Consider the following 22259-nt stretch of genomic DNA (forward strand, 5'->3'; position numbering starts at 1 on the left):
AAGTATGACAAATGGCTGAAACCATAGATGATATAACAATTGCTTTTAACGAAAATGGAGTGGAAACAACCAGGGAGCTCGATAAACAAATCCTATCCAAAGGAGCATGGACTACTATTATGTTTAAATACCAGGATTGGGATAACACAAAAAATGATTACGGTCCTGTAAAATATTCTATACGGCGTTATCAGAAACGTAACAATCAATATTGGCAAAAATCCAAATTCAATATTTCGAGTACTGAACAAGCCAAAAAAATTGTTGATATATTAAATAATTGGCTTGAGTAATTTTCTGATGTCTTTGTTAAAATTTTAATACCTGCGCGAATGCAGGGATTTTAATTTGATGAGAGAAGGATTCCATACGTAACCAATAAATTGGCTCTGAATACTTCCCTCATCAAAACGTCTTAAAACTGAGAATCAAGTTTCATTTGATATTATAAGTAACAGCCTACGCCATCATATCCAACGACACGACATTCTTTATAAGCCGATTGATCCAATTCATAGCTTACGGAACCATAATAAGCATAAATCTTTCCATCCTTGGCTTTTTCAATACGTGGCTTCTGATAGCTTACACCAGTTTCACAGCTTGACTTAGCTTGAATCCAGGTCGCAGTACTGTCATTAATGATGTTTTTACCAGGTTTTAATCTATTCTCTCCACATTCATGCGTTGCCAGAGCAATCATTTTAGGCGCTGAGAATAAGACATCATAAGCATTTAATGCTGCCTGCACAGCATTATCCGCATCCAATATTCCATGTCCACAAGGTTTTTTGCCGACACAAGATTTATTGGTGTCGTTGCTTTGCCCAAACTCATGCGTAGTAACATATAAAATTTGTTCAACTTGTTCAGGTTTCAAAGCCTTATTACTGACAGCAAAAATTAAACCTGCTACCCCGGCTACATGAGGCGAAGCCATACTCGTCCCTTGATAAAAATCAAAGCCTGATGAATTGTATCCACCTCCCGGGTTTACGGTAGATAAAATACCTCCCGAAGTGCCATAACGCTTATCACCTCCCGGTGCTGCAAGGGTTATACTGGGCCCATAATTTGAAAAGTACGAACGCAATCCTTCTGGTCCGGTGGAAGCAACCTTGATCGTTCCATTGCACACTGCAGGAGCATTATAGTGTTCCCAAACATTATCATTTCCGGCAGCAACCGCGACTACAGCCCCTTTCTTGCGAGCAAAGAATAAAGCCTCTTGTAAAGCTTCGTCGCAATAATCAATTTCTTTTCCAGGCTCTAAATCGACACCAAAACTCATATTTAATACCTTGGCTGGATGTATATTTTTAGGAACTCCCGGAACATCACCTCCAACAGCCCAATAGATACTATTCACCACAGCACTTTCATAAAACATACCATTTTCGGCAGGAATTTTAACAGTCAGAATTTTTAAATCCTCACCAACTCCGTTCATGACATCGCCATAACCGGCAATGGTACCGGCAACATGGGTGCCATGGTAAGATCTGGTTTCATCAGATAAATCATTGTTATTCCCGGCAAAATTCCATCCAAATACATTACCTTCGTTATCTTTTACAAGGTTATTCACCAAACTGTCATTCAATGCAATCCCAGTATCTAAAACCGCAACAACTATCGGCTTCCTAGACTTTCCTGTAGTATATGCCCATGCGCCATCTCTTAAACCAGGCCTGGACTCCAAACGAATTCCCGCTGGCCTTTCGAATTCATCCCATTGACTCTCATGGGATAACAATTGACTTAACTCCTGGTTTATTACTGGATCAGGGAGAGGCTTAAAATGTCCTATTCTGTCTTTAACTGCATAAAGTACATTGGGATTTTTGCGCAAACGTTCTAAAACTTTGGCTGTAACATCTTCTTCTTTAGACTTGACAATAGCATGGGAATTCGATGTATCAAAAATAAGCGAATAAGCGCCATTGGCCATAGGCTTCATTTCTTTAACGGGTATTTGAACAGATTTAATGACTTGTGATTTCAGTGAAGCAATAGTGGCGGGTTGCTGTTTATATTTAATGATAACCCTGATTGTTTCAGTTTCAGTCATAGCAAAACTGCCACAAGCAAGCGATAAAAGACTTAATCCCAATATTCCTGATTTCAAACCCATACTTCAATCTCCTTTTTAAAGTCAATCCGTAGCCTTGACCAATTTTTAAAAATAAAACCACCTCAGTATGCAGGAGAATAAATATCAACTCAAGAATCAATAAGCCATGAGATTAAATTAAAATCGAGCAATCATTGGACTTCATGTTTTTCCCTATATTCTGTGGGAGTGATTCCTGTCCATCGTTTGAATGCTTTTGAAAAATTGGATGTATCTTGAAAACCCAATAAAAAACAGATCTCGGTCATGGAAATATTATTATTGAGCAAAAATGTCTTTGCTTTTTGTTCTCTTACCTCATCAAGCAACTCTTGGTAAGTCACATCCAATCTCTGCAAATGACGTCTTAGAGTACGAGAAGTCATACATAATCGACTGGCTATCTCATCCATGCTGACGTGATTTAAATTCTGATTGATTAAAATAGATTTAATCTTGCTTGCCATATCCTCTTTTAATGACATTTTTTTTTCAAGTTCTTGCAATTGCCTTTTTGCCAGTTGATAACTGACATCGTCAGCAAAATGGATGGGATAATTCAGTTCCTCCGCTTTAAACCAAACGCGAGTAGCCTCTGTATTAAAAATAATTTTAGTCTGAAAAATTGTTTGATAATATTTTGCATAAGGAGGTTCATCGTAATTTAACTCAATCTTGAGCAATGGGTCATTACAACTAATCAAAAAATTTCTCATTTTAATAAGATGAGTAATTGCCAATTCAGTTATAAAACGTGATAAAACCATTTCTTTTGTGTGTGGTAATAACTTGATATAAGCACTGTTTTCAGTATTAAACTGGCGTAACTCCAGAGACAACAAATTGGTTCGTGTATTAAGGTAACTGAGCACAGTTTGTATAGCAGTTCCAAATGTAGGACTGCTCATTGCTGCATACCCAAGAAAACCGTGATTGACTATAGATAAGTTTTGACCAAAAACCAAACCCAATTCCGGACAATTGCTTAATTTATAAGCTTCCAAAATAACCTGGTTAAATTCATCCTGAGTTAAGTAGGCATCAGGATCATGTACTCTTATCAGATCAAAGCCAATTTTTTCTAAAAAATGGTTAATCCCAAATTGTTCAAGACATTTTTCCAGAGTAGAAAGATAATTTGCCGCTATAACCAGATCCATCAACAGGCTTTTCTTTTTTAAGTGATAAGTGAATTAATTCTAATCTATATTAGAGTATAAGATCCAATAATGTATAAAAATTCAAGATTTAGTTATCTTGACTAAATCTTGAATAAAATTAGTTTAATAACGATAATGATCCGGCTTGTAAGGTCCATTTTTATCAACGCCGATATAATCAGCCTGCTCATTACTTAATTGAGTTAATTTTGCACCAATACGTCCCAAATGCAAACGGGCTACTTTTTCATCCAAAACTTTTGGAAGTACATATACTTGATTCTGGTATTGGCTAGAGTTTTGGAACAGCTCAATCTGCGCTAATACTTGATTGGTAAAGGAAGCAGACATGACAAAGCTCGGATGGCCTGTAGCGCAGCCCAAATTCACTAAACGCCCTTCAGCCAGGATAATAATCCGCTTTCCATCAGGAAAAATCACATGATCAACCTGCGGCTTGATATTTTCCCATTGATACTGTTTTAAGCTTTGAATATCAATTTCGGAATCAAAATGGCCTATGTTGCACAATATCGCCTGATTACGCATACGTTTCATGTGATCGTGAGTTACAACATGGTAATTGCCAGTAGCTGTAACTACGATATCCACTTGTTCAGCAACATCATCCAGAGTGACTACTCTGTAGCCTTCCATTGCTGCCTGAAGTGCGCAAATAGGATCAATTTCTGCGACAAGTACAGTGGCTCCCTGTCCGCGCAAGGCCTGAGCGCAACCTTTCCCTACGTCACCATAGCCTAGAATCAAGGCAACCTTACCAGCTATCATAACATCTGTTGCACGTTTTAACCCATCAAGCAGGGATTCCCGACATCCATACAAATTATCAAATTTGGATTTGGTCACCGCATTATTAACATTAATGGCTGGAATTTTTAATTGTCCATGTTTCGCCATTTCGTACAGCCTGGCTACACCTGTAGTGGTTTCCTCAGATACTCCCTTAATTGCAGTCAGTAATTTGGGATGTTTCTGGTGAACAACTTGTGTCAGATCCCCGCCATCATCTAATAATAAATTAGGTGTCCAACCATTGGGGCCACTTAAAGTTTGCTCAACACACCACCAATATTCTTCTTCTGTTTCGCCCTTCCAGGCAAAAACAGGGATTCCTTTTGCAGCAATAGCGGAAGCTGCATGATCCTGAGTAGAAAAAATATTGCAGGAAGACCAGCGTACTTCAGCACCCAATGCAACCAGGGTCTCAATCAATACTGCGGTTTGAATCGTCATATGCAGACAACCTGCAATCCGAGCGCCTTGAAGTGGTTTTTTCGCAGAAAATTCCTCGCGTAAAGCCATTAAACCCGGCATTTCGGTTTCAGCTATCGCTATTTCTTTTCGCCCCCAGTCCGCTAATGAAATCTCTGCTACTTTATAATCTTGTAATGTATTGATTTTCTGTACTCCTTCTTCTACCAGTTCCATTAGAGTATCCTTAAAAAATTATAATGCCTTGCTTAATTCAGCTACTTTGTCCAATCGCTCCCATGGAAAACTCTCCCTGCCATAGTGCCCATAAGTTGCCGTCTGCCTATAAATAGGACGAAGCAAATCGTGTTGGTCGATAATACCTTGCGGTGTTAAATCAAAATGCGTATGAATTAAATCAATTATTTCGCTGTTTTTTAGTCGTCCAGTACCAAAAGTATCAACAAAAATAGATGTAGGTTCAGCAACACCAATAGCATAGGAAATCTGTAACTCGCATTTATCCGCCAAACCAGCCGCCACAATATTCTTGGCAACATGTCTTGCGGCGTATGCTGCGGAGCGATCTACCTTCGAAGGATCTTTACCTGAAAAACAGCCTCCGCCATGTCTTGCCATACCACCATAAGTATCAACAATGATTTTACGGCCGGTTAAGCCACAATCGCCCAAAGGACCACCAATTACGAAGCGTCCTGTCGGATTAATGAAATACCGGGTCTTATCATTGAGCCATTCAGCAGGAAGAACTGATTTAATAATTTCTTCACGGATCGCCTCAACCAAATCTTTATGCTCAATATCAGGTGAATGCTGCGTAGAAAAAACAACAGTATCCACTTCAACCGGCATCCCTTGTTCATATTTCAAAGTAAGTTGACATTTTGCATCAGGTCTTAACCAGGGTAATTGGCCTGATTTACGAGCTTTAGCTAATTTCTCCATCAAACGATGCGCATAGGCAATAGGGGCAGGCATAAAAACATCTGTTTCACGGCTGGCATAACCAAACATAAGTCCCTGATCGCCAGCACCCAGAATTTTAGTTTGCTGATTATCGACACCTTGAGCTATGTCTGGTGATTGCTTGCCAATCGCTGAAAGCACAGCACAAGATTCCCAATCAAACCCCATCTGGGAACTATTATAGCCAATGTCCTTGATAACATGACGAGTTATTTCTTCAACATCAACCCAAGCTTTCGTCGTAATTTCTCCACCAACCAAAACCATGCCGGTTTTAACCAATACCTCACAAGCCACTCGTGCTTTTGGATCTTGGGCTAAAATAGCATCTAAAATGGCATCTGAAATTTGATCAGCTATCTTATCAGGATGGCCCTCGGAAACAGACTCTGAGGTAAAAACATAGACTTCATTCATTACATATCCTCTGTATTTTCTATTTTTAGTATCCCTAATCTTTATCTCTGCTTAAAACACAAAACAAGTTAAAGTCATTGTTTTGGTAAATCCATGCCATTTTACTAATCTTTAATAGCCATGGATAGCATTTAGGGGTATTACAATCATTGTAAGCAGGCTTAAAACAAGCCACTCTTGCCAAAATAATAATTCTGAAGCTAAAAATTTATTTCATCAGATTTAAAAATTCATTAAATAAAATATCTATATCATGTGGCCCAGGGCTTGCTTCTGGATGGCCTTGAAAACCAAATGCCGGTTTTGTTTTGTGCCTTATTCCCTGTAAACTGTTATCAAATAATGAACGATGCGTAACTTCCAGGCAATTGGGCAATGAATCCTCATCTACAGCAAAACCATGATTTTGACTTGTTATAAAAACACGTTTTTTGCCAGTTGTTTCAACTACAGGATGATTGGAACCATGATGTCCAAATTTCATTTTTTTAGTAATACCACCACATGCCAAAGCCAAAATCTGAAACCCAAGGCATATACCAAATAAAGGAATATTATTGTCTAAAAACACCTGTGTTGCTTTGATGGCATAATCGCATGCTTGGGGATCACCCGGTCCATTGGATAAAAAGACACCATTAGGATTCATGGCTAAAACCTCTTCTGCAGAAGTTTTAGCAGGGACTATAGTAATATGGCATCCCTTATCATGTAAGATACGTAAAATATTATGTTTTACACCAAAATCATAGGCAACAACATGAAGCTGTTGAGGCTGTTTGTCTAGACTCCACATTCCCCGACCTTCATGCCAACGCTCTATCGTTTGTCTTGTAACCTCTAAAGCCAAATCTGCACCCTGAAGCCCTGCAAAGGATTTAGCCTTTGCCACAACAATTTCAGGTTTCTCCACATTGGTGCTAATACAGGCTCCGATAGAACCCTTCTCACGCAATTTCAGTGTAAGCGCGCGCGTATCAATGCCAGAAATTGCAACTACTCCATTTTTACTTAACCAGTCTGGGAAGGATTGTTCAGCTCTGTAATTGCTAGGGATTGCAGTGCAGTTTCTCATGACGAGGCCGGCTGCCCAGACTTTTGTGGACTCCATGTCCTCCATGTTACAACCGGTATTTCCCACATGAGCAGTAGTTAAGGTAATTATTTGTCTGGCATACGAAGGATCAGTAAGCATTTCCTGATAGCCAGTCATTGACGTGTTAAAAACCAACTCACCAACAGAATCACCACTGGCCCCTACTGACAGGCCCTCATAAACAGTGCCATCAGCTAAAGCTAAAATTGCTGATTTATTAATCATGAATATACTCAATTATGTTCAAAGTATGCTTATCCAGCGTAAAATAGGCAATCCATGCTGAAAACGACAAATCTTCCAATTGTAACTTAATTAAGTCAAAATTTCATGTCTTCGAAGAATTTTTTCACACCGGCAAACCAGGAGCTTGTTTTAGGTGAGTGCGTTCCCTTGGCATTCTCTAATGAATCCTGTAACTTATTTAACAGTTCTTTTTGCTCTCGAGATAAATTGACCGGTGTTTCTACAACTACCTTGCATAGCAAATCGCCTTGTCCATATCCTCTGACAGATTTCATCCCTTTACTTCTCAAGCGAAATACTTTGCCTGTTTGAGTTTCCGCCGGAATTTTTAAAGTGACTCGGCCTTCCAAAGTGGGTACTTCGATCGAGCCTCCTAACGCCGCAGTTGCAAAACTAATAGGTACTTCACAATGCAAATCATTTTCATGGCGCTCAAAAATAGCATGTTTTTTCAAGCTAATTTGAACATATAAATCTCCTGAACCACCACCATGCACCCCTGCTTCACCTTCTCCGCTTAAACGGACTCGATCACCATTATCGACTCCAGCCGGGATTTTGACATTTATTTTTTTACTTTCTCTAACTCTTCCTTGACCATGACAACTGGCACAAGGATCAGAAATTATTTTTCCCTCACCATGACAAGTGGGGCAGGTTTGTTGTATGGAAAAAAAACCTTGTTGAATTCTGACTTGCCCCATGCCCTGGCATGTTTCACAAGTTTTTGGGCTTGTGCCTTTTTTAGCCCCCGATCCCTCACAAACAGTACAAGTACCATGTCTTGGAACGGTAATTTCAACTTCTTTTCCTATAGCCGCTTCTTCAAGGGTCAATTGCACATTAAATTGCAAATCAGCGCCTCTTTGTCCACGTGATTGACGCCCATGCCCACGCCCCCCTGAAAAAATATTCTCAAAAATATCTTCAAAAACGTCACCAAATCCTCCAAATCCGCCAAAACCACCTGGGCCTCCACCCATTGAAGGATCCACTCCGGCATGGCCGAATTGATCATAAGCGGCGCGTTTTTGCTTATCGGACAAGATGTTATAGGCTTTTTGAATTTCTTTAAATTTTTCTTCGGCAGAGGTATCACCTGGATTCCGATCGGGATGGTATTTCATTGCCAGCCTGCGATATGCTTTTTTAATCTCTGCATCACTCGCATTTCGACTTACTTCTAAAAGTTCATAATAATCCCGCTGTTCCATAACTGCTCACAATTTATAACAATCACTTAATTTTAATTCTCTCAGTCGTATGAAGACTCTAAATTAGCTTAAGTGCTATTTCAATAGACAAACGGGACGATAATATCGCCCCGACCCAAAATTTATTTATTATAACCCGATGAATCCTTCTTCCGCCCTCTTAAATCAGAGGGCGAGAGTAATATTAAATTACTTTTTATCCTCTTCTTTAACTTCTTCAAACTCAGCATCAACAACTCCCTCTTCCGCAGGTTTTGTAGATTCCTGAGATTGTGTTTGCCCCTGAGCTGCCTGACCTTCAGACGATTTTTTAGCATAAATACGTTCAGCCATTTTTGCGGAAGCGTCTGTCAATACTTTCAGCTTGTCTTCAATACGAGCCTTGTCAGTTCCTTGCACCGCCTCTTTCAGCTCAGAAATTGCTGTTTCGATGCCTCTTTTCTCATCCTCAGACAACTCATCAGCCAAATCTTTCATAGATTTTTCACAGCTATGAATCAAACTATCTGCCTGATTGCGCAGTTCTGCCATTTCCTTGAATTTCTTATCTTCTTCAGCATGCGATTGGGCATCTTTCACCATAGCAGCAACCTCTTCTTCACTTAAACCACTGGAAGCTTTGATGACAATGGATTGTGCCTTGCCAGTTGCCTTGTCTTTGGCAGAAACATTCAAGATACCATTGGCATCAATATCAAAAGTTACTTCAATTTGAGGAACACCACGAGGAGCAGGAGGGATGTCACGCAAATCAAACCGTCCCAGTGACTTGTTTGCTGAAGCCTGTTCTCTTTCACCCTGCAATACATGCACAGTCACTGCTGTCTGATTATCATCGGCTGTTGAAAACACTTGTGTAGCCTTTGTAGGAATAGTTGTGTTTTTTTCAATGAGTTTGGTCATTACACCACCCATGGTTTCTATACCGAGAGACAAAGGAGTGACATCGAGTAAAAGAATGTCTTTCACTTCACCGGACAATACTGCTGCCTGAATTGCAGCACCTACTGCCACAGCCTCATCAGGGTTTACATCCTTACGAGGTTCTTTGCCAAAGAATTCTTCCACAGTTTTTTGTACCAGAGGCATACGAGTTTGCCCACCGACCAGAATAACTTCGTTGATTTGTGAGACAGTAAGCCCTGCATCTTTTAAAGCTGTTTTACATGGCTCAATAGTTCTCTCAACCAGTTTCTCCACTAAAGATTCCAGTTTTGCGCGAGTCAATTTGATATTTAAATGTTTTGGCCCAGAAGCATCTGCTGTAATGTAAGGCAAATTGACATCAGTTTGTTGTGCAGATGACAATTCAATTTTTGCTTTCTCGGCAGCCTCTTTCAAGCGTTGCAGAGCAAGAGGATCATTATGCAAATCAATACCAGTGTCTTTCTTGAACTCAGAAGCCAAATACTCAATTAAAGCCAAATCAAAATCTTCTCCACCGAGGAAGGTATCACCATTGGTTGCAAGTACTTCAAATTGATGTTCACCATCCACTTCGGCAATTTCAATAATTGAAATATCAAAAGTTCCTCCCCCTAAATCATATACCGCAATAACAGAGTCACCGCGTTTTTTATCCATACCATAAGCCAGTGCAGCAGCGGTAGGCTCATTAATGATTCGTTTTACTTCCAGGCCAGCAATACGACCAGCATCTTTGGTTGCCTGGCGTTGCGAATCGTTGAAATAGGCAGGTACAGTAATCACTGCTTCTTTTACTTCTTCACCCAAATAATCTTCTGCTGTTTTTTTCATTTTTCTTAACACTTCAGCAGAAATTTGTGGTGGTGCCTTATCTTGATCTTTGACTCTAACCCAAGCATCCCCATTGTCCGCTTTCATAATTTTGTAGGGAACCATCTTAATATCTTTTTGCACGATAGGATCATCAAATCGACGCCCAATTAATCGTTTAATCGCAAACAGCGTTTTCTCTGGGTTAGTCACGGATTGACGCTTGGCTGATTGGCCTACCAATATTTCATTATCATCAGTAAATGCTACGATAGAAGGAGTTGTTCTGTGACCTTCACTATTTTCAATTACCTTCGGTTTGTCACCTTCCATGACAGCAACACAAGAGTTCGTAGTACCCAGGTCTATACCTATTATTTTAGCCATTCTATTTTGCTCCAAATTAATATTTTCTCATGCAATATTCCACATATGGGGTGCATCATGACGATTTCAAGCTATCACCCTAAAAAAAGCTGAATACACTGCATCTAAAAATTTGTTTAAAAATACCTCAACTGAAACACCAGATTATTTGGTGGAAACTATCACCCGAGCTGGTCGAATTACTCGATCGCTCAATTTGTAACCTTTTTGGAATACAGTAATTACAGAATTCGGTGGCGCTCCTGGGGCAGGTTGCATTGACATTGCCTCATGTTGTTGAGGGTCAAATGTCTGTCCAAGAGGATCAATTTGTTCCACATCAAACTTCTGTAATGCGTCAAGAAAGAGTTTCATAGTTAACTCAAGTCCTTCATGCATAGATGGATCACTGTTCTTGTCCGCTAATTGTAATGCTTGCTCAAGACTGTCCACTACTGGCAATAAAGCTGAAATCAGTTTTTCTACGCCATATTTATGAGCATTGGCAACTTCTCGTTCCATACGACGACGAACGTTCTCCAATTCAGCAAGGGCGCGTACAGACTTTTCCCAATTTTCATGTGCTTTTTGTTCCGCCAATGTCAGTTGCTCTTCCAAGGCAGTATAGCTGGGATGTCCTAAAGCAGGTTCTTGATGTTGTGATTCTTCATCAGTTTCTTCTTCCAGAATCTCATTCTCTACCTTGTGTTCTTCTTTGTGTTCGTCTTTAAATTTTTTCCAATCTTTTTTATTTTGTTTACTCATCAAAATCGCTCCTGACTAACTCGATTCCTACAAATGGGGATTGTATTTGCAATTTTCAAGCCCCTGTTAGGATTTTAAATCTTGGTTTAAAATTCAGGTCATTAACTGATTGAAACTTTTCAAATCATGGCTTGCAGTAATTGTCCATTTATTCCATACTTAGATAGCTAAAAAATCTGTCTTAATTCTCATTTAGGTAAAAAAATCAAAGTATTTAATAATCCTTTGAGTTAAATTAAGTCTAAACGACAACTAAAGCAAAAATAACTTGGGTAAATTATGCAAGAATGGTCGCCAACTACATGGCAGAAATATTCGTATTTGCAGGCAGCTTCATACGCTGATGAAGAGCAATTAAATAAAGTGGTAGAACAATTAAGTTTGCTGCCCCCATTAGTTACCAGCGGTGAAATCAAACATTTAAAAAATGAAATTGCCCAGGCTGGCCGGGGTAATGCTTTTATTCTGCAGGGTGGTGATTGTGCTGAATCTTTTAATGACTGTCGTTCAGAAGTTATAAGTAACAAATTAAAAATCATTCTTCAAATGAGCCTAATCTTATTATATGGCTTGCGTAAACCAATTATTCGTATCGGAAGAATAGCTGGGCAATATGCAAAACCACGCTCCTCAGATTACGAAACCATAAATGGAGTTACTTTACCCAGTTATCGTGGAGATATCGTTAATTCACCTGAATTTACTACCACTGCCAGGGAGCCTAATCCTAAATTATTACTTCAGGCATACAGTTGTTCTGCCATGACTTTAAATTTTATCCGAGCGCTGCTGGATGGCGGTTTTGCTGACCTGCATCATCCTCAACGCTGGGATTTAGGTTTTGTTGAACACTCCCCTCAGAAGAACGAATACCAACATATTGTAGACTCTATTGAAGACGCCCTGGATTTTTTGAATGCCATAGATGGAATACGTTCGAGTAGCATAAGTAAAGTTGATTTTTACACCTCTCATGAAGCGTTGCATTTACATTATGAGCAAGCATTAACAAGACAGTTGAAAGATGGAAAATGGTACAATCTTTCAACTCATTTACCCTGGATTGGAATGCGTACGGCACAAACGGACAGTGCACATCTTGAGTTTCTACGAGGGGTACAAAATCCAATAGGCATTAAGATAGGCCCAGCAGCTACACCTGAATGGTTATCAGAGGTATTAAGCATAGCCAATCCGCAAAAAGAAGAAGGACGAGTTTTACTTTATACTCGCCTGGGAGCAAAACTTATCGACCGGTTGTTACCTCCACTGATTGACACAGTAAGGAAAAGCAAAATTCCAGTCACGTGGTCATGTGACCCTATGCATGGCAATACCGAAACAACAGAAGACGGTACTAAAACACGTCACTTCGATAACATTTTATCGGAATTAAAACAAGCTTTGGAAATTCATCGCAGCATGGGTAGCTACCTTGGAGGTGTCCATTTTGAGCTAACTGGTGACAATGTAACAGAGTGTATCGGGGGCGCTCGTGGATTAGCTCCTCATGATCTCAAAACTGCCTATCACAGCCTGGTTGATCCAAGATTAAACTATGAACAATCTCTGGAAATGGCCATCCAATTAAGCCATCAATTCAGAAATGAATCTTAATGAAATTCATGACGTCTTGAATGAAGGCCAGTATCTATGCCAAAAGCTGATTATCTGTAACTGTTCATGCAATGGCGTGTACGGTTACGATTGTCTGATTCTTGAGGCATTTCACTATTTTGAAACAATAATTTTTGCCTCGCACAAACTACAAATGATATTGAGGACTTATCTCATGTACCGCCTCAATCATTATTGCAACATTCTCAGGGGGTACATCCGGAGTAATGCCATGGCCCAAATTAAAGATATGCCCTGTTCCATAACCATAAGATGCCAGTACACTCCCAACCTCACTTCGTATACAATTTTTTGTAGTTAGTAAAACAGCAGGATCCAGATTTCCTTGTAAAGCGACCTTTCCGCCTACTCTCTTGCGCGCGGAAGCCAAATCACACGTCCAGTCAACTCCTAATGCATCACAACCAGTTTCTGCCATCCATTCTAACCATTGCCCACCATTCTTGGTAAATAAAATTACAGGGATATCAGGGTATTCTTTTTTCAATTGCTGAACAATTTGATGCATATATGCCAAAGAAAAATCCTTATAATTTTGTGGAGTTAAAACTCCCCCCCACGTATCAAAGATCATAACCGCATTAACCCCCGCCTTTATTTGCTCAATTAAATAGGCAGTCACAGAGACAGCCAATTTATTCAATAACAGGTGCGCTGCTTCTTTTTCAGTGTATATTAAATTTAAAATTCGCTTAAAATCTCTACTGCTCCCGCCCTCAACCATGTAACAAGCTAAAGTCCATGGGCTACCAGAAAATCCGATCAAAGGTAATTCTTTAGGCATTTCCTGGCGGATTAAGCGCGCAGCATCAAAGACATAGGATAAAGATTCAGGAATGGAAGGAATTTTCAGGGTATGAATTGCCTTGGTATCTTGTAAAGGATTTGTGAAACGAGGTCCTTCTCCTTCGGCAAAATAGAGCCCTAGCCCCATAGCATCAGGTATTGTTAAAATATCGGAAAATAAAATAGCTGCATCCAAAGCATAGCGACGCAACGGTTGCAAGGTTACTTCACAGGCGAGTTCCGGATTCTTGCAAAGATTTAAAAAATCACCGGCATGCTCTCTTACTTTTCTATATTCAGGCAAATAACGCCCAGCCTGGCGCATAATCCAGATTGGAGTTCTCTCCACAGGTTGTCTTCTCAAAGCTCGAAGAAAAAGGGATTGGTTCAAATCAAACATCATTTAATCACTATCACAATAAAAAGTGTTTATAGTATCATGTTAAGGTAATCAATACAGTGGTATAAATAGCAATCGATACTTAACAATATAAACAGGACACACGAAAAACCCCAAGGTCAAAGCAAACAATGTTTTCATGAGAAAATTTAGATAAATTAAATGGATGATTTTAAAAATTTTAAACAAAAAGATTGAGGATTTTTCGTAGGTCCTGATAAATTATTAATGGATATCAAATGGATACTTTAAATATTACAGCTCTCAGTGTTGAAACAAAAATTGGTGTTTATGGGTGGGAGCAGCGTATTAATCAACGATTATTAATTGATATATCCATTCCCTTTGACTTTAAAGATTGCAAGGATAATTTGTCCAATACACTGGATTACGCTGCTTTGTGCCAGACAGTAACCCAATTTGTAGAGTCAACTTCGTTTCAATTAATTGAAACGGTAGCGGAACAAATTGCACAATTAATCAAGCAAAAGTACCCTGTTACTAAGGTTTCCGTCGCTGTTACAAAGCCCCATGCTGTAAAAAACGCTGCGGGAATCCAAGTAGTTGTAAACAGATAATCTGAAAGGAGCAATCTTCTTTGATTAAATGATTACCCTTTATCCGCCAACGCTGCGCACCATGCCGTTCAGGTGCTCTGTTTTGGCAAGGTTCATTTGAGCTTTTTGAGCCAAGGCCTTATTTGGATAAGGGCCCACCACTACTCTGAACCAATTTCCCTGTGCTTGGGTGACTGGAACCACGCTGACATCAAAACCCTTAAGGATTAGCATCCCTTTCATTTGTTCTGCATCCTGACGCGCTTTAAAAGATGCGACTTGAACCAAATATGCTCCTTTATTAGGTTGTTGCATGGTTGTTGGTTTTGCCTCCGCTACCTTCACTGGGGTTTGCGGTGTTGGATTAGCTATCGTTGATTTCACTGAGTTATTTACAGCAGCAGTGACAGTATTTGCAGTCTTTTGTATTGGAGTTGATGTCTTATCTGCCGCATGATTGTCTGTATTTTGCTGACTAGATGCCTGAGATGCCGGCCCCCTTTCATTCGCTAATAATGTATAAAACTCAAATTTAGGCTTAGGAGGCACTTGTTTATGTTCTTGCGCCACTTTAGTTGGCGCTTTTTCATCATCATGTTGAGCTAAAACCTGTGTATTCACCCATTGACTTATCGTTTGTACATCGAGAAACGAAGCAGTTATATATCCAAACAAAAAGGTCACAATAATAACCAAAAACTGGTGCGGTCCTCTGTTGCGACGTGCAGCACGTCTATTTCCATAATCTTTTGCCATCACATACTCTCAGGAGCTGATACGCCTAGTATAGCCAAACCATTATTTAAAACCTGTCGAACCGACTCCAGCAAACACAAACGGGCACATCGCAATTGTTCTTGCTCACATAATAGCTGGATCGCATTATAATAACTGTGTAACCCATTGGCTAGCTCTCTTAAATAGTAAGCAAGCTGATGCGGCTCGCAAGAAGCGGCGGCAGATTGAATGACTTCGGGATATCGGGCAATCAGAGAAATTAATGTGGCCTCATGTTGTTGCTCCAATAAATCAAGGTTTTTAAGTCCCATATCCTTATCCCACTTCAAACCCCTTTCTTTTAACTGTCTCAATACACTACAGATACGGGCATGTGCATATTGAATATAATACACAGGATTGTCACTGGATTCGGACTTTGCCAGATCCAGGTCAAAATCCATGTGTTGTTCAGGTTTTCTTGCCACATAAAAATAACGAGCCGCATCATTTCCTACTTCTTCTCTTAGCTCTCTCAAAGTAACAAATGAACCACTGCGAGTAGACATTTGCACCCTGTCACCACCTCGATACAGAATGGCAAACTGCACCAAAATGACATCCAATGCACTTTCATCATGTCCTAATGCCTTAACAGCTGTTTTGATTCTCGTGACATAACCATGATGATCAGCACCAAAAATATCAATTACTCGATCAAAACCTCTATCATATTTATTCCAGTGATAAGCTACATCAGAAGCGAAATATGTCGTTTGCCCATTAGCCCGGACTAATACTCTATCTTTTTCATCACCAAAATCAGTTGCCCTAAACCATAAAGCACCTTCTCTTTCATAAGTGTGGCCTCTATCTTTCAAGGCCTGAATACCTTTCTCAATAGAACCATCTTCAAATAACGATTGCTCAGAAAACCAACTGTCAAAACGAACACCAAACGCCTGCAAATCATCTTTTATATCATCCAATACCGTTTTTAAAGCATGTTGATGGAAATTAGCAAACCCATCCTTGCCCAGTAAGGATTGCGCTCGCGCGATGATCGCATCGATATAAGTCTCTTTATCTCCACCTTCGGGTTCATCAGCAGGTAAATTTTCTACTACCGAAATCCATGGATGCACGAATTGATTACCCTGCTCTGACCAAATCTCTTGTGCAATCTCATAAACATATTGACCTTTATAGCCATTCGCCGGAAAAACAATTGGCTCACCTGCCAATTCCAGGTAGCGCAGCCACACACTCACAGCGAGAATATTCATTTGCCTGCCTGCATCATTGACATAATATTCCAAAGTCACATCGTAACCAGCGGCTTTTAAAACATTACCCAAAGTTGCTCCGAAAGCAGCCCCTCTTCCATGTCCTACATGTAAAGGCCCTGTTGGATTGGCAGAAACAAATTCAATCAATACTTTTTGGCTCTGTCCTAAATTACCTCGGCCAAACTCCTTGCCTTTATTCAAAATTTCAGAAATGATGAGCGAGCGTGCCGTGCTGCGCATGAAAAAATTAATAAATCCTGCCCCAGCTATCTCAATTTTCTCTACAGACGGATCTACGGGGATTACTGCAACCAATCGCTCGGCTAATACTTTAGGTGCTTGTCGGCATGGTTTAGCTAATACCAGAGCCAAATTAGTCGCATAATCACCATGAGCTGGATCTTTGGCATTCTCAACTTTTATTTCAATCTCCAAATCAATTGGCATTTCGCCTGATTGTTGCAGATTAATTAATGCCTGTTTCAAAAGATATTCGATTATAGCTTTCATACTTCTCATTTATCCGTCAAAAATACCGATATTATGCTCTTTTTCATACCATATGGAAAGGCTCTCAACCCCGCAGCACCATCATTACAACAATAGAAACAGCAATAGCTCATTAATTTTCAAGAGATTCATAGGATTTGTGAATATATCCATCTTGAGACAGCAGAATTGCTATGGGTCTTGTCACATCAAAGTGCGCAAAAATAATCATCATCATTACAGTGATAGGCACAGACAAAAACATGCCTAGTACCCCCCAAATGGCACCCCATAGCGCTAAGGCAAACAATATCACTAAAGGACTTAAGTTTAGTGATTTACCTAATAGACGAGGCTCTAGAAAATTCCCCACGAAAAACTGTATAGCCACTATCCCGGAAGTCACTTCCAAAAACGGCCACCAGCTTTCAAATTGGATCAAAGCAAGCGCAGCTGGAAAAGCTGTTGCTACAATAGCTCCTATATTGGGGATATAATTTAAAAAGAAAATTAATAATGCCCAAAACTCGGCAAAATCCAATCCAACCCATTTCATAATAAACCAACTCAACGTGGCAGTGAGCAGGCTCAACAAAGTTTTAATACCCAGATAAGTTTGAGTATCTTTTGTAATATGGGAGATAATGTTTTTAACCAGCTTCCTGTGCTCTGCCTGAGGGAAAAAGGCATCCATCTTTTGAGTAAAATAATGCTGCTCGACAAACAGAAACACAACATATAAGGAAATCAGTACAGCGGAACTGGTTATTGTCGTAAAAACCCCATAAATATTAACAAGCATACTCTGAATGCTTAACCCTTGAATTAAACTGTCGAAATCAAAAATACCCTTAACATGAAATCGTTGATCCAGGCTGTTAAATATGTGCAGTAAATTTTCCTGATACCTGGGAGAAGCGGCTATCACATCACTGACATTATTGGTAATGATGTTAATAAGAACCATTACGAGGCAAACAACAACAAACAAAGATAAAATCATCCTTATCCAGGATGGGAGATGTGTGCCAATGAAAGGAATTTTCTGAACACCGCTATTAATGGTATTCAACAGGTGCCAGACAAAAATGGATATAACAATTGGAATTAATAGTCCTCTTCCTGCGATTAATAAATAACCTGTTATCCAAACCAGTATCAAACCCGCTGTGAACGTTATAATACGATTCATCCAATTACACTCCATCTTTGATGAATAGATACTCGCAAGCAACAAGTAACTTAGTAATGATTTGGGCAAAATTGCCAGAATGATGACTCAAGTCGCAACGAATATATTTTCCTGTTATTATTAAATTTTTAATCTTAAATAATACCGTGCTGAGTAACTCTTGTGAATATTTAACTGGCGTCGGCCCAACCATTGCAGCAAAACTTGCTAAATGTGGGATTTTCACGATACAAGACTTGCTTTTCCACCTGCCTTATAAATACCAGGACAGAACCAGGATAACACCAATTCAGGATTTGCGCTCGAATGAATGGTGCGTTATCGCGGGGCATGTATACAAAACTGAAATAAAATACGGCAAAAGGATGATGTTGAATTGTTATGTGGAAGATAAAACAGGAGTAGTGAAGCTTCGTTTTTTTCATTTCAACAAGCAGCAAATCCAGGCTTTGAATAATAGCACCATGATTCGAGCTTTTGGCGAAGTCCGCGGATTTAACAACCACTTGGAGATGATTCATCCAGAATATCAATTAATTGATCAAGAATCAGATTTCCACGTGGAAGAAACTCTTACGCCAATTTATCCATCGACTCAAGGCTTGACTCAAACCCGATTAAGGCAGTTAGTTAAAATAGCCCTGGAACAATCTGAACACGAACTTCATCAATTGGAATGGATGAGTGAAAAACAATTACAGGAAAACAATTTTTATGATTTGGGCGAAGCCATTAAATTACTACATAACCCTCCGCCAGATATCTCCCTCTCCAACCTCGAAGCTGGCGAACATCCTGCTCTCAAGCGATTAATATTTGATGAATTACTGGCACAACAGCTCAGTATGCAATTTGCAAGGCAGTCACGCAGCAAGCTCCAGGCTCCCGCTATACTTTTCGATAATGCAATTCATAAACGTTTTATCGAATCATTGCCATTCAGTCTTACAAACGCACAACAACGGGTTTTTAAAGAAATCAGCTTTGATTTAACTCAAAGCAAACCCATGCTTCGTTTGCTGCAAGGAGATGTTGGGGCGGGTAAAACCATTATCGCGGCACTAGCCGCCCTTCAAGCCATTTCACAAGGATTTCAGGTTGCTTTTATGGCACCAACCGATTTATTAAGTGAACAACATACAAATAGCCTTAGTAAATGGTTAGAACCTATCGGTATTAATGTATTAAGACTGAGCGGTAAAATGAAAACCACAGAACGAAAAAATGCGCTTGCAGCCCTGCAGGACAATAGCTGTCAGCTCATTGTTGGAACTCATGCCTTATTTCAGGAGCAAGTCGAATTCGCTCGTTTGGGTTTGGTCATTATTGACGAACAACACCGATTTGGAGTAGAACAACGGCTCCTTCTGCAACAAAAAGGGCAATTAAACCAATTAATCCCTCATCAATTATTAATGACAGCCACCCCTATTCCAAGAACCCTGTCAATGTCCCATTTTGCCCATTTGGATATATCGGTCATCGATGAACTACCGCCTGGCCGTATGCCAATTACAACAGCAGTATTAAACCAGGATAAGCGTGAACTCATTATCGAACGTTTGCAAGCGGCAATCGCCAACGGCAAACAAGCTTACTGGGTCTGTACCCTTATAGAAGAATCTGAAAAATTACAATGCATGGCAGCAACAGATACCTCAAAAAAACTACAAGAACAGCTCTCTTTCGCGCGTGTTGGTCTTGTTCATGGGAGAATGAAAGCACTTGAAAAAGAAGCTACTATGGCAGCCTTTAAACAAGGCGAGATTGATTTATTGGTGGCAACTACTGTTATTGAAGTTGGTGTAGATGTTCCTAATGCCAGTTTAATGATCATTGAAAATGCAGAGCGACTTGGTTTGTCGCAGTTACATCAATTACGAGGGCGCGTGGGCAGAGGTAATAATCAATCTCATTGTCTATTACTTTATCAATCTCCTCTATCACAACAAGGTGCTGAACGTCTCAAGATCATGCGTTCAACAACAGACGGTTTTCTAATCTCCGAAAAGGATCTGGAGTTAAGAGGCTCAGGAGAAATATTAGGAACCAGACAGACTGGCTTTAGACAATTTAAAATAGCTAACTTACAACGCGATAAAACCCTCTTCGCTATTTTACGTCCAATTGCAAAACAACTGGTGCTGGAAAAAACAGCAATCGCCAGACAAATTACACAACGATGGCTGGGCAATTTTGAACAATTTTTGCAAAGTTAAAAAAATAATTAAAATTATTGAAGTCAAGACTGTTTTTTATTTTTTTCTTTGCTAACATAAGCGGTCCACAAGTAACATTCATTCCGTCTTATCCCTGTGGATAACTTCAAAAATCAATTGCACAAAACTCTTGCTAATTTTACTATTGAAATTTCTATAGCCCTTTCCATGTAAGGGTTACCTGGCTTTTTTAATTTAATTCCCTCAGATATATTTATCCACAAAATCTGTGGATAATCCTGTGCACAGAATGCAAAACACCTTGTAAAATCAGTCTATTTTCTAACTGATTCAGAACTTTCCAATTTGCTTTTGGGTAACATCTGCAATTATTTTTTTAACTTCTCCTAGCGTAATCGAGTAAAAACCAAAAAGAAATTATTAATACATTTAGTCGACTATAACTGACAGCACGAGATAAATAGGAACTCATGCTATAACATGGTATAGTTTCCCTTCTAATTTTTATTTACAAAAATCTAAATTATTTTTGTGATTGAAAAAGGAACAACAATGTACCCCCATGACAGGTATTGGCAAGCCAAAAAAGTGACCCTTATCGGTGCTTTTATTAATGCCTTACTCGGTGTTGTCAAAATGATTGGTGGTTTTTTATATCATTCTCATGCTCTCATCGCGGATGGAGTCCACTCCATTTCTGATTTAATTACTGATGTGACGGTTGTATTTGCTTCAAAATATGGAAGCGTTAGCGCTGATGACTCTCATCCATATGGCCATCAAAGAATTGAAACGGCAGCAACTTTATTGCTTTCCCTTTTACTAATCCTAGCAGGCTGTGGGATTGCCTGGGATGCACTTGACGAATTGCTTAAATCAGACCATACCATGCCAAACTGGTTATCTATTCCTATAGTGTGCTTCTCAATCATTGCAAACGAAGCATTATTTCACTACACCCGCCATGTAGGAAAAAAAATTAGCTCCCAATTAATCACCGCCAATGCCTGGCATCATCGATCAGATGCTGCTTCATCCATAGTCGTGCTGATTGGATTAATTGGCAGCTTGGCAGGGCTTGTTTACCTGGATGCCATTGCCGCCGTCATCGTAAGCCTGATGATTATAAAAATGGGGTGGAGCTATGGCTGGAACAGTGTCAAAGAGTTGGTAGACACAGCTGTTGACGCAGAATTATTTTCTCAAATTGAACGAGTTATACAAAGCATTGATGGAGTAAAGCGTATTCACCAATTGAGAAGCCGGTTTATGGGTAGTGATGTGCTTATTGATGTCCATATTCTGGTTTCACCCAAAATATCCGTTTCCGAGGGGCACTATATCGCTCAACATGTGCATCATACTCTGGTAAAAGAAATTGATTGCGTCAAAGATGTGATTGTCCATGTTGACCCTGAAGACGATGAAATTTCATGTCCATCCTTGCATTTACCAAACAGGGCAATACTCCAGGAAAAATTTTTTAATGACATTCGCCATGATTTTCCCCAGATTTTATTTTGGAATATACATTATTTAAATGGAAAAATGAGTTTGGATATTTTTTGCTCAAATGATTTTAATCAATGGAAAAAATTGCATAATCGAGTAATCTCAACCCTGAAATCACAAATCGATATAAAGGAAGTGCGCCTCTTTGGCTTGCATGAGGAAATGCATCATCCATCAAACTAATAT

At 39.6% G+C, this 22259-nt stretch carries 17 protein-coding genes; 5 read left to right on the forward strand and 12 right to left on the reverse strand.

The genetic code is table 11. From position 1 onward, the window contains the following. The first annotated feature begins 11 nt into the window (after window positions 1-11). On the forward strand, window positions 12-293 hold the full coding sequence (locus LPG_RS10130; protein WP_010947734.1) for a hypothetical protein: 282 nt from the start codon (window positions 12-14) through the stop codon (window positions 291-293). 152 nt (window positions 294-445) lie between these two features. On the opposite strand, the gene LPG_RS10135 is transcribed toward LPG_RS10130, so the two are convergent. The 8 genes from LPG_RS10135 to grpE all read right to left on the reverse strand — a co-directional run bounded on the left by LPG_RS10135 (window position 446) and on the right by grpE (window position 11313). Further along, window positions 446-2134: a S8 family serine peptidase gene (locus tag LPG_RS10135; RefSeq protein ID WP_010947735.1), complete on the reverse strand. Its 1689-nt coding sequence runs from the start codon at window positions 2132-2134 to the stop codon at window positions 446-448. A 131-nt stretch (window positions 2135-2265) separates the two neighbouring features. Then, on the reverse strand, window positions 2266-3273 hold the full coding sequence (locus LPG_RS10140; protein ID WP_015444337.1) for an AraC family transcriptional regulator: 1008 nt from the start codon (window positions 3271-3273) through the stop codon (window positions 2266-2268). A gap of 123 nt (window positions 3274-3396) precedes the next feature. Further along, window positions 3397-4722, reverse strand: a complete 1326-nt coding sequence (gene ahcY, locus LPG_RS10145; RefSeq protein WP_010947737.1) for an adenosylhomocysteinase — start codon at window positions 4720-4722, stop codon at window positions 3397-3399. An 18-nt stretch (window positions 4723-4740) separates the two neighbouring features. After that, window positions 4741-5889, reverse strand: a complete 1149-nt coding sequence (metK, locus tag LPG_RS10150) for a methionine adenosyltransferase (protein ID WP_010947738.1) — start codon at window positions 5887-5889, stop codon at window positions 4741-4743. A 208-nt stretch (window positions 5890-6097) separates the two neighbouring features. Next, window positions 6098-7210 (reverse strand): glutamine-hydrolyzing carbamoyl-phosphate synthase small subunit, encoded by a 1113-nt coding sequence (gene carA / locus LPG_RS10155; RefSeq protein ID WP_015444336.1) that lies wholly within the window; start codon window positions 7208-7210, stop codon window positions 6098-6100. A 95-nt stretch (window positions 7211-7305) separates the two neighbouring features. Next, the gene (gene dnaJ / locus LPG_RS10160) at window positions 7306-8445 is read right to left on the reverse strand and encodes a molecular chaperone DnaJ (protein WP_010947740.1); all 1140 of its coding nucleotides are present in this window, start codon (window positions 8443-8445) and stop codon (window positions 7306-7308) included. 189 nt (window positions 8446-8634) lie between these two features. Then, the gene (dnaK, locus tag LPG_RS10165; protein ID WP_015444335.1) at window positions 8635-10569 is read right to left on the reverse strand and encodes a molecular chaperone DnaK; all 1935 of its coding nucleotides are present in this window, start codon (window positions 10567-10569) and stop codon (window positions 8635-8637) included. A gap of 144 nt (window positions 10570-10713) precedes the next feature. Next, on the reverse strand, window positions 10714-11313 hold the full coding sequence (gene grpE, locus LPG_RS10170) for a nucleotide exchange factor GrpE (protein WP_015444334.1): 600 nt from the start codon (window positions 11311-11313) through the stop codon (window positions 10714-10716). 279 nt (window positions 11314-11592) lie between these two features. Between grpE and LPG_RS10175 the strand changes: the two genes are divergently transcribed. Then, a complete protein-coding gene (locus LPG_RS10175) occupies window positions 11593-12930 on the forward strand; it encodes a 3-deoxy-7-phosphoheptulonate synthase class II (protein WP_010947743.1) in 1338 nt (445 codons plus the stop codon). 148 nt (window positions 12931-13078) lie between these two features. Here LPG_RS10175 and hemE read toward each other — a convergent pair whose 3' ends face one another. After that, a complete protein-coding gene (hemE, locus tag LPG_RS10180; RefSeq protein WP_015444333.1) occupies window positions 13079-14137 on the reverse strand; it encodes a uroporphyrinogen decarboxylase in 1059 nt (352 codons plus the stop codon). 239 nt (window positions 14138-14376) lie between these two features. On the opposite strand from hemE, the gene folB reads away from it, so the two are divergent. Beyond that, window positions 14377-14715, forward strand: a complete 339-nt coding sequence (folB, locus tag LPG_RS10185) for a dihydroneopterin aldolase (RefSeq protein WP_010947745.1) — start codon at window positions 14377-14379, stop codon at window positions 14713-14715. Window positions 14716-14754: 39 nt separating this feature from the next. On the opposite strand, the gene LPG_RS10190 is transcribed toward folB, so the two are convergent. The 3 genes from LPG_RS10190 to LPG_RS10200 all read right to left on the reverse strand — a co-directional run bounded on the left by LPG_RS10190 (window position 14755) and on the right by LPG_RS10200 (window position 18381). After that, a complete protein-coding gene (locus tag LPG_RS10190) occupies window positions 14755-15450 on the reverse strand; it encodes an SPOR domain-containing protein (RefSeq protein ID WP_011215990.1) in 696 nt (231 codons plus the stop codon). Further along, the gene (gene argS, locus LPG_RS10195; protein WP_010947747.1) at window positions 15450-17219 is read right to left on the reverse strand and encodes an arginine--tRNA ligase; all 1770 of its coding nucleotides are present in this window, start codon (window positions 17217-17219) and stop codon (window positions 15450-15452) included. Before argS ends, LPG_RS10190 begins: the two co-directional genes overlap by 1 nt. Before the next feature lie 103 nt (window positions 17220-17322). Continuing rightward, complete coding sequence (locus LPG_RS10200; RefSeq protein ID WP_011214278.1) at window positions 17323-18381, reverse strand: AI-2E family transporter; 1059 nt, start codon at window positions 18379-18381, stop codon at window positions 17323-17325. Window positions 18382-18527: 146 nt separating this feature from the next. Between LPG_RS10200 and recG the strand changes: the two genes are divergently transcribed. Together recG and LPG_RS10210 are read left to right on the forward strand one after the other, a co-directional pair. After that, window positions 18528-20600, forward strand: a complete 2073-nt coding sequence (gene recG, locus LPG_RS10205; RefSeq protein WP_010947749.1) for an ATP-dependent DNA helicase RecG — start codon at window positions 18528-18530, stop codon at window positions 20598-20600. A gap of 513 nt (window positions 20601-21113) precedes the next feature. Continuing rightward, window positions 21114-22256: a cation diffusion facilitator family transporter gene (locus LPG_RS10210; protein ID WP_015444330.1), complete on the forward strand. Its 1143-nt coding sequence runs from the start codon at window positions 21114-21116 to the stop codon at window positions 22254-22256. Window positions 22257-22259: the final 3 nt, after the last annotated feature.

The organism is Legionella pneumophila subsp. pneumophila str. Philadelphia 1 (assembly GCF_000008485.1).
In the GTDB taxonomy this organism is placed as follows: Bacteria; Pseudomonadota; Gammaproteobacteria; order Legionellales; family Legionellaceae; genus Legionella; species Legionella pneumophila.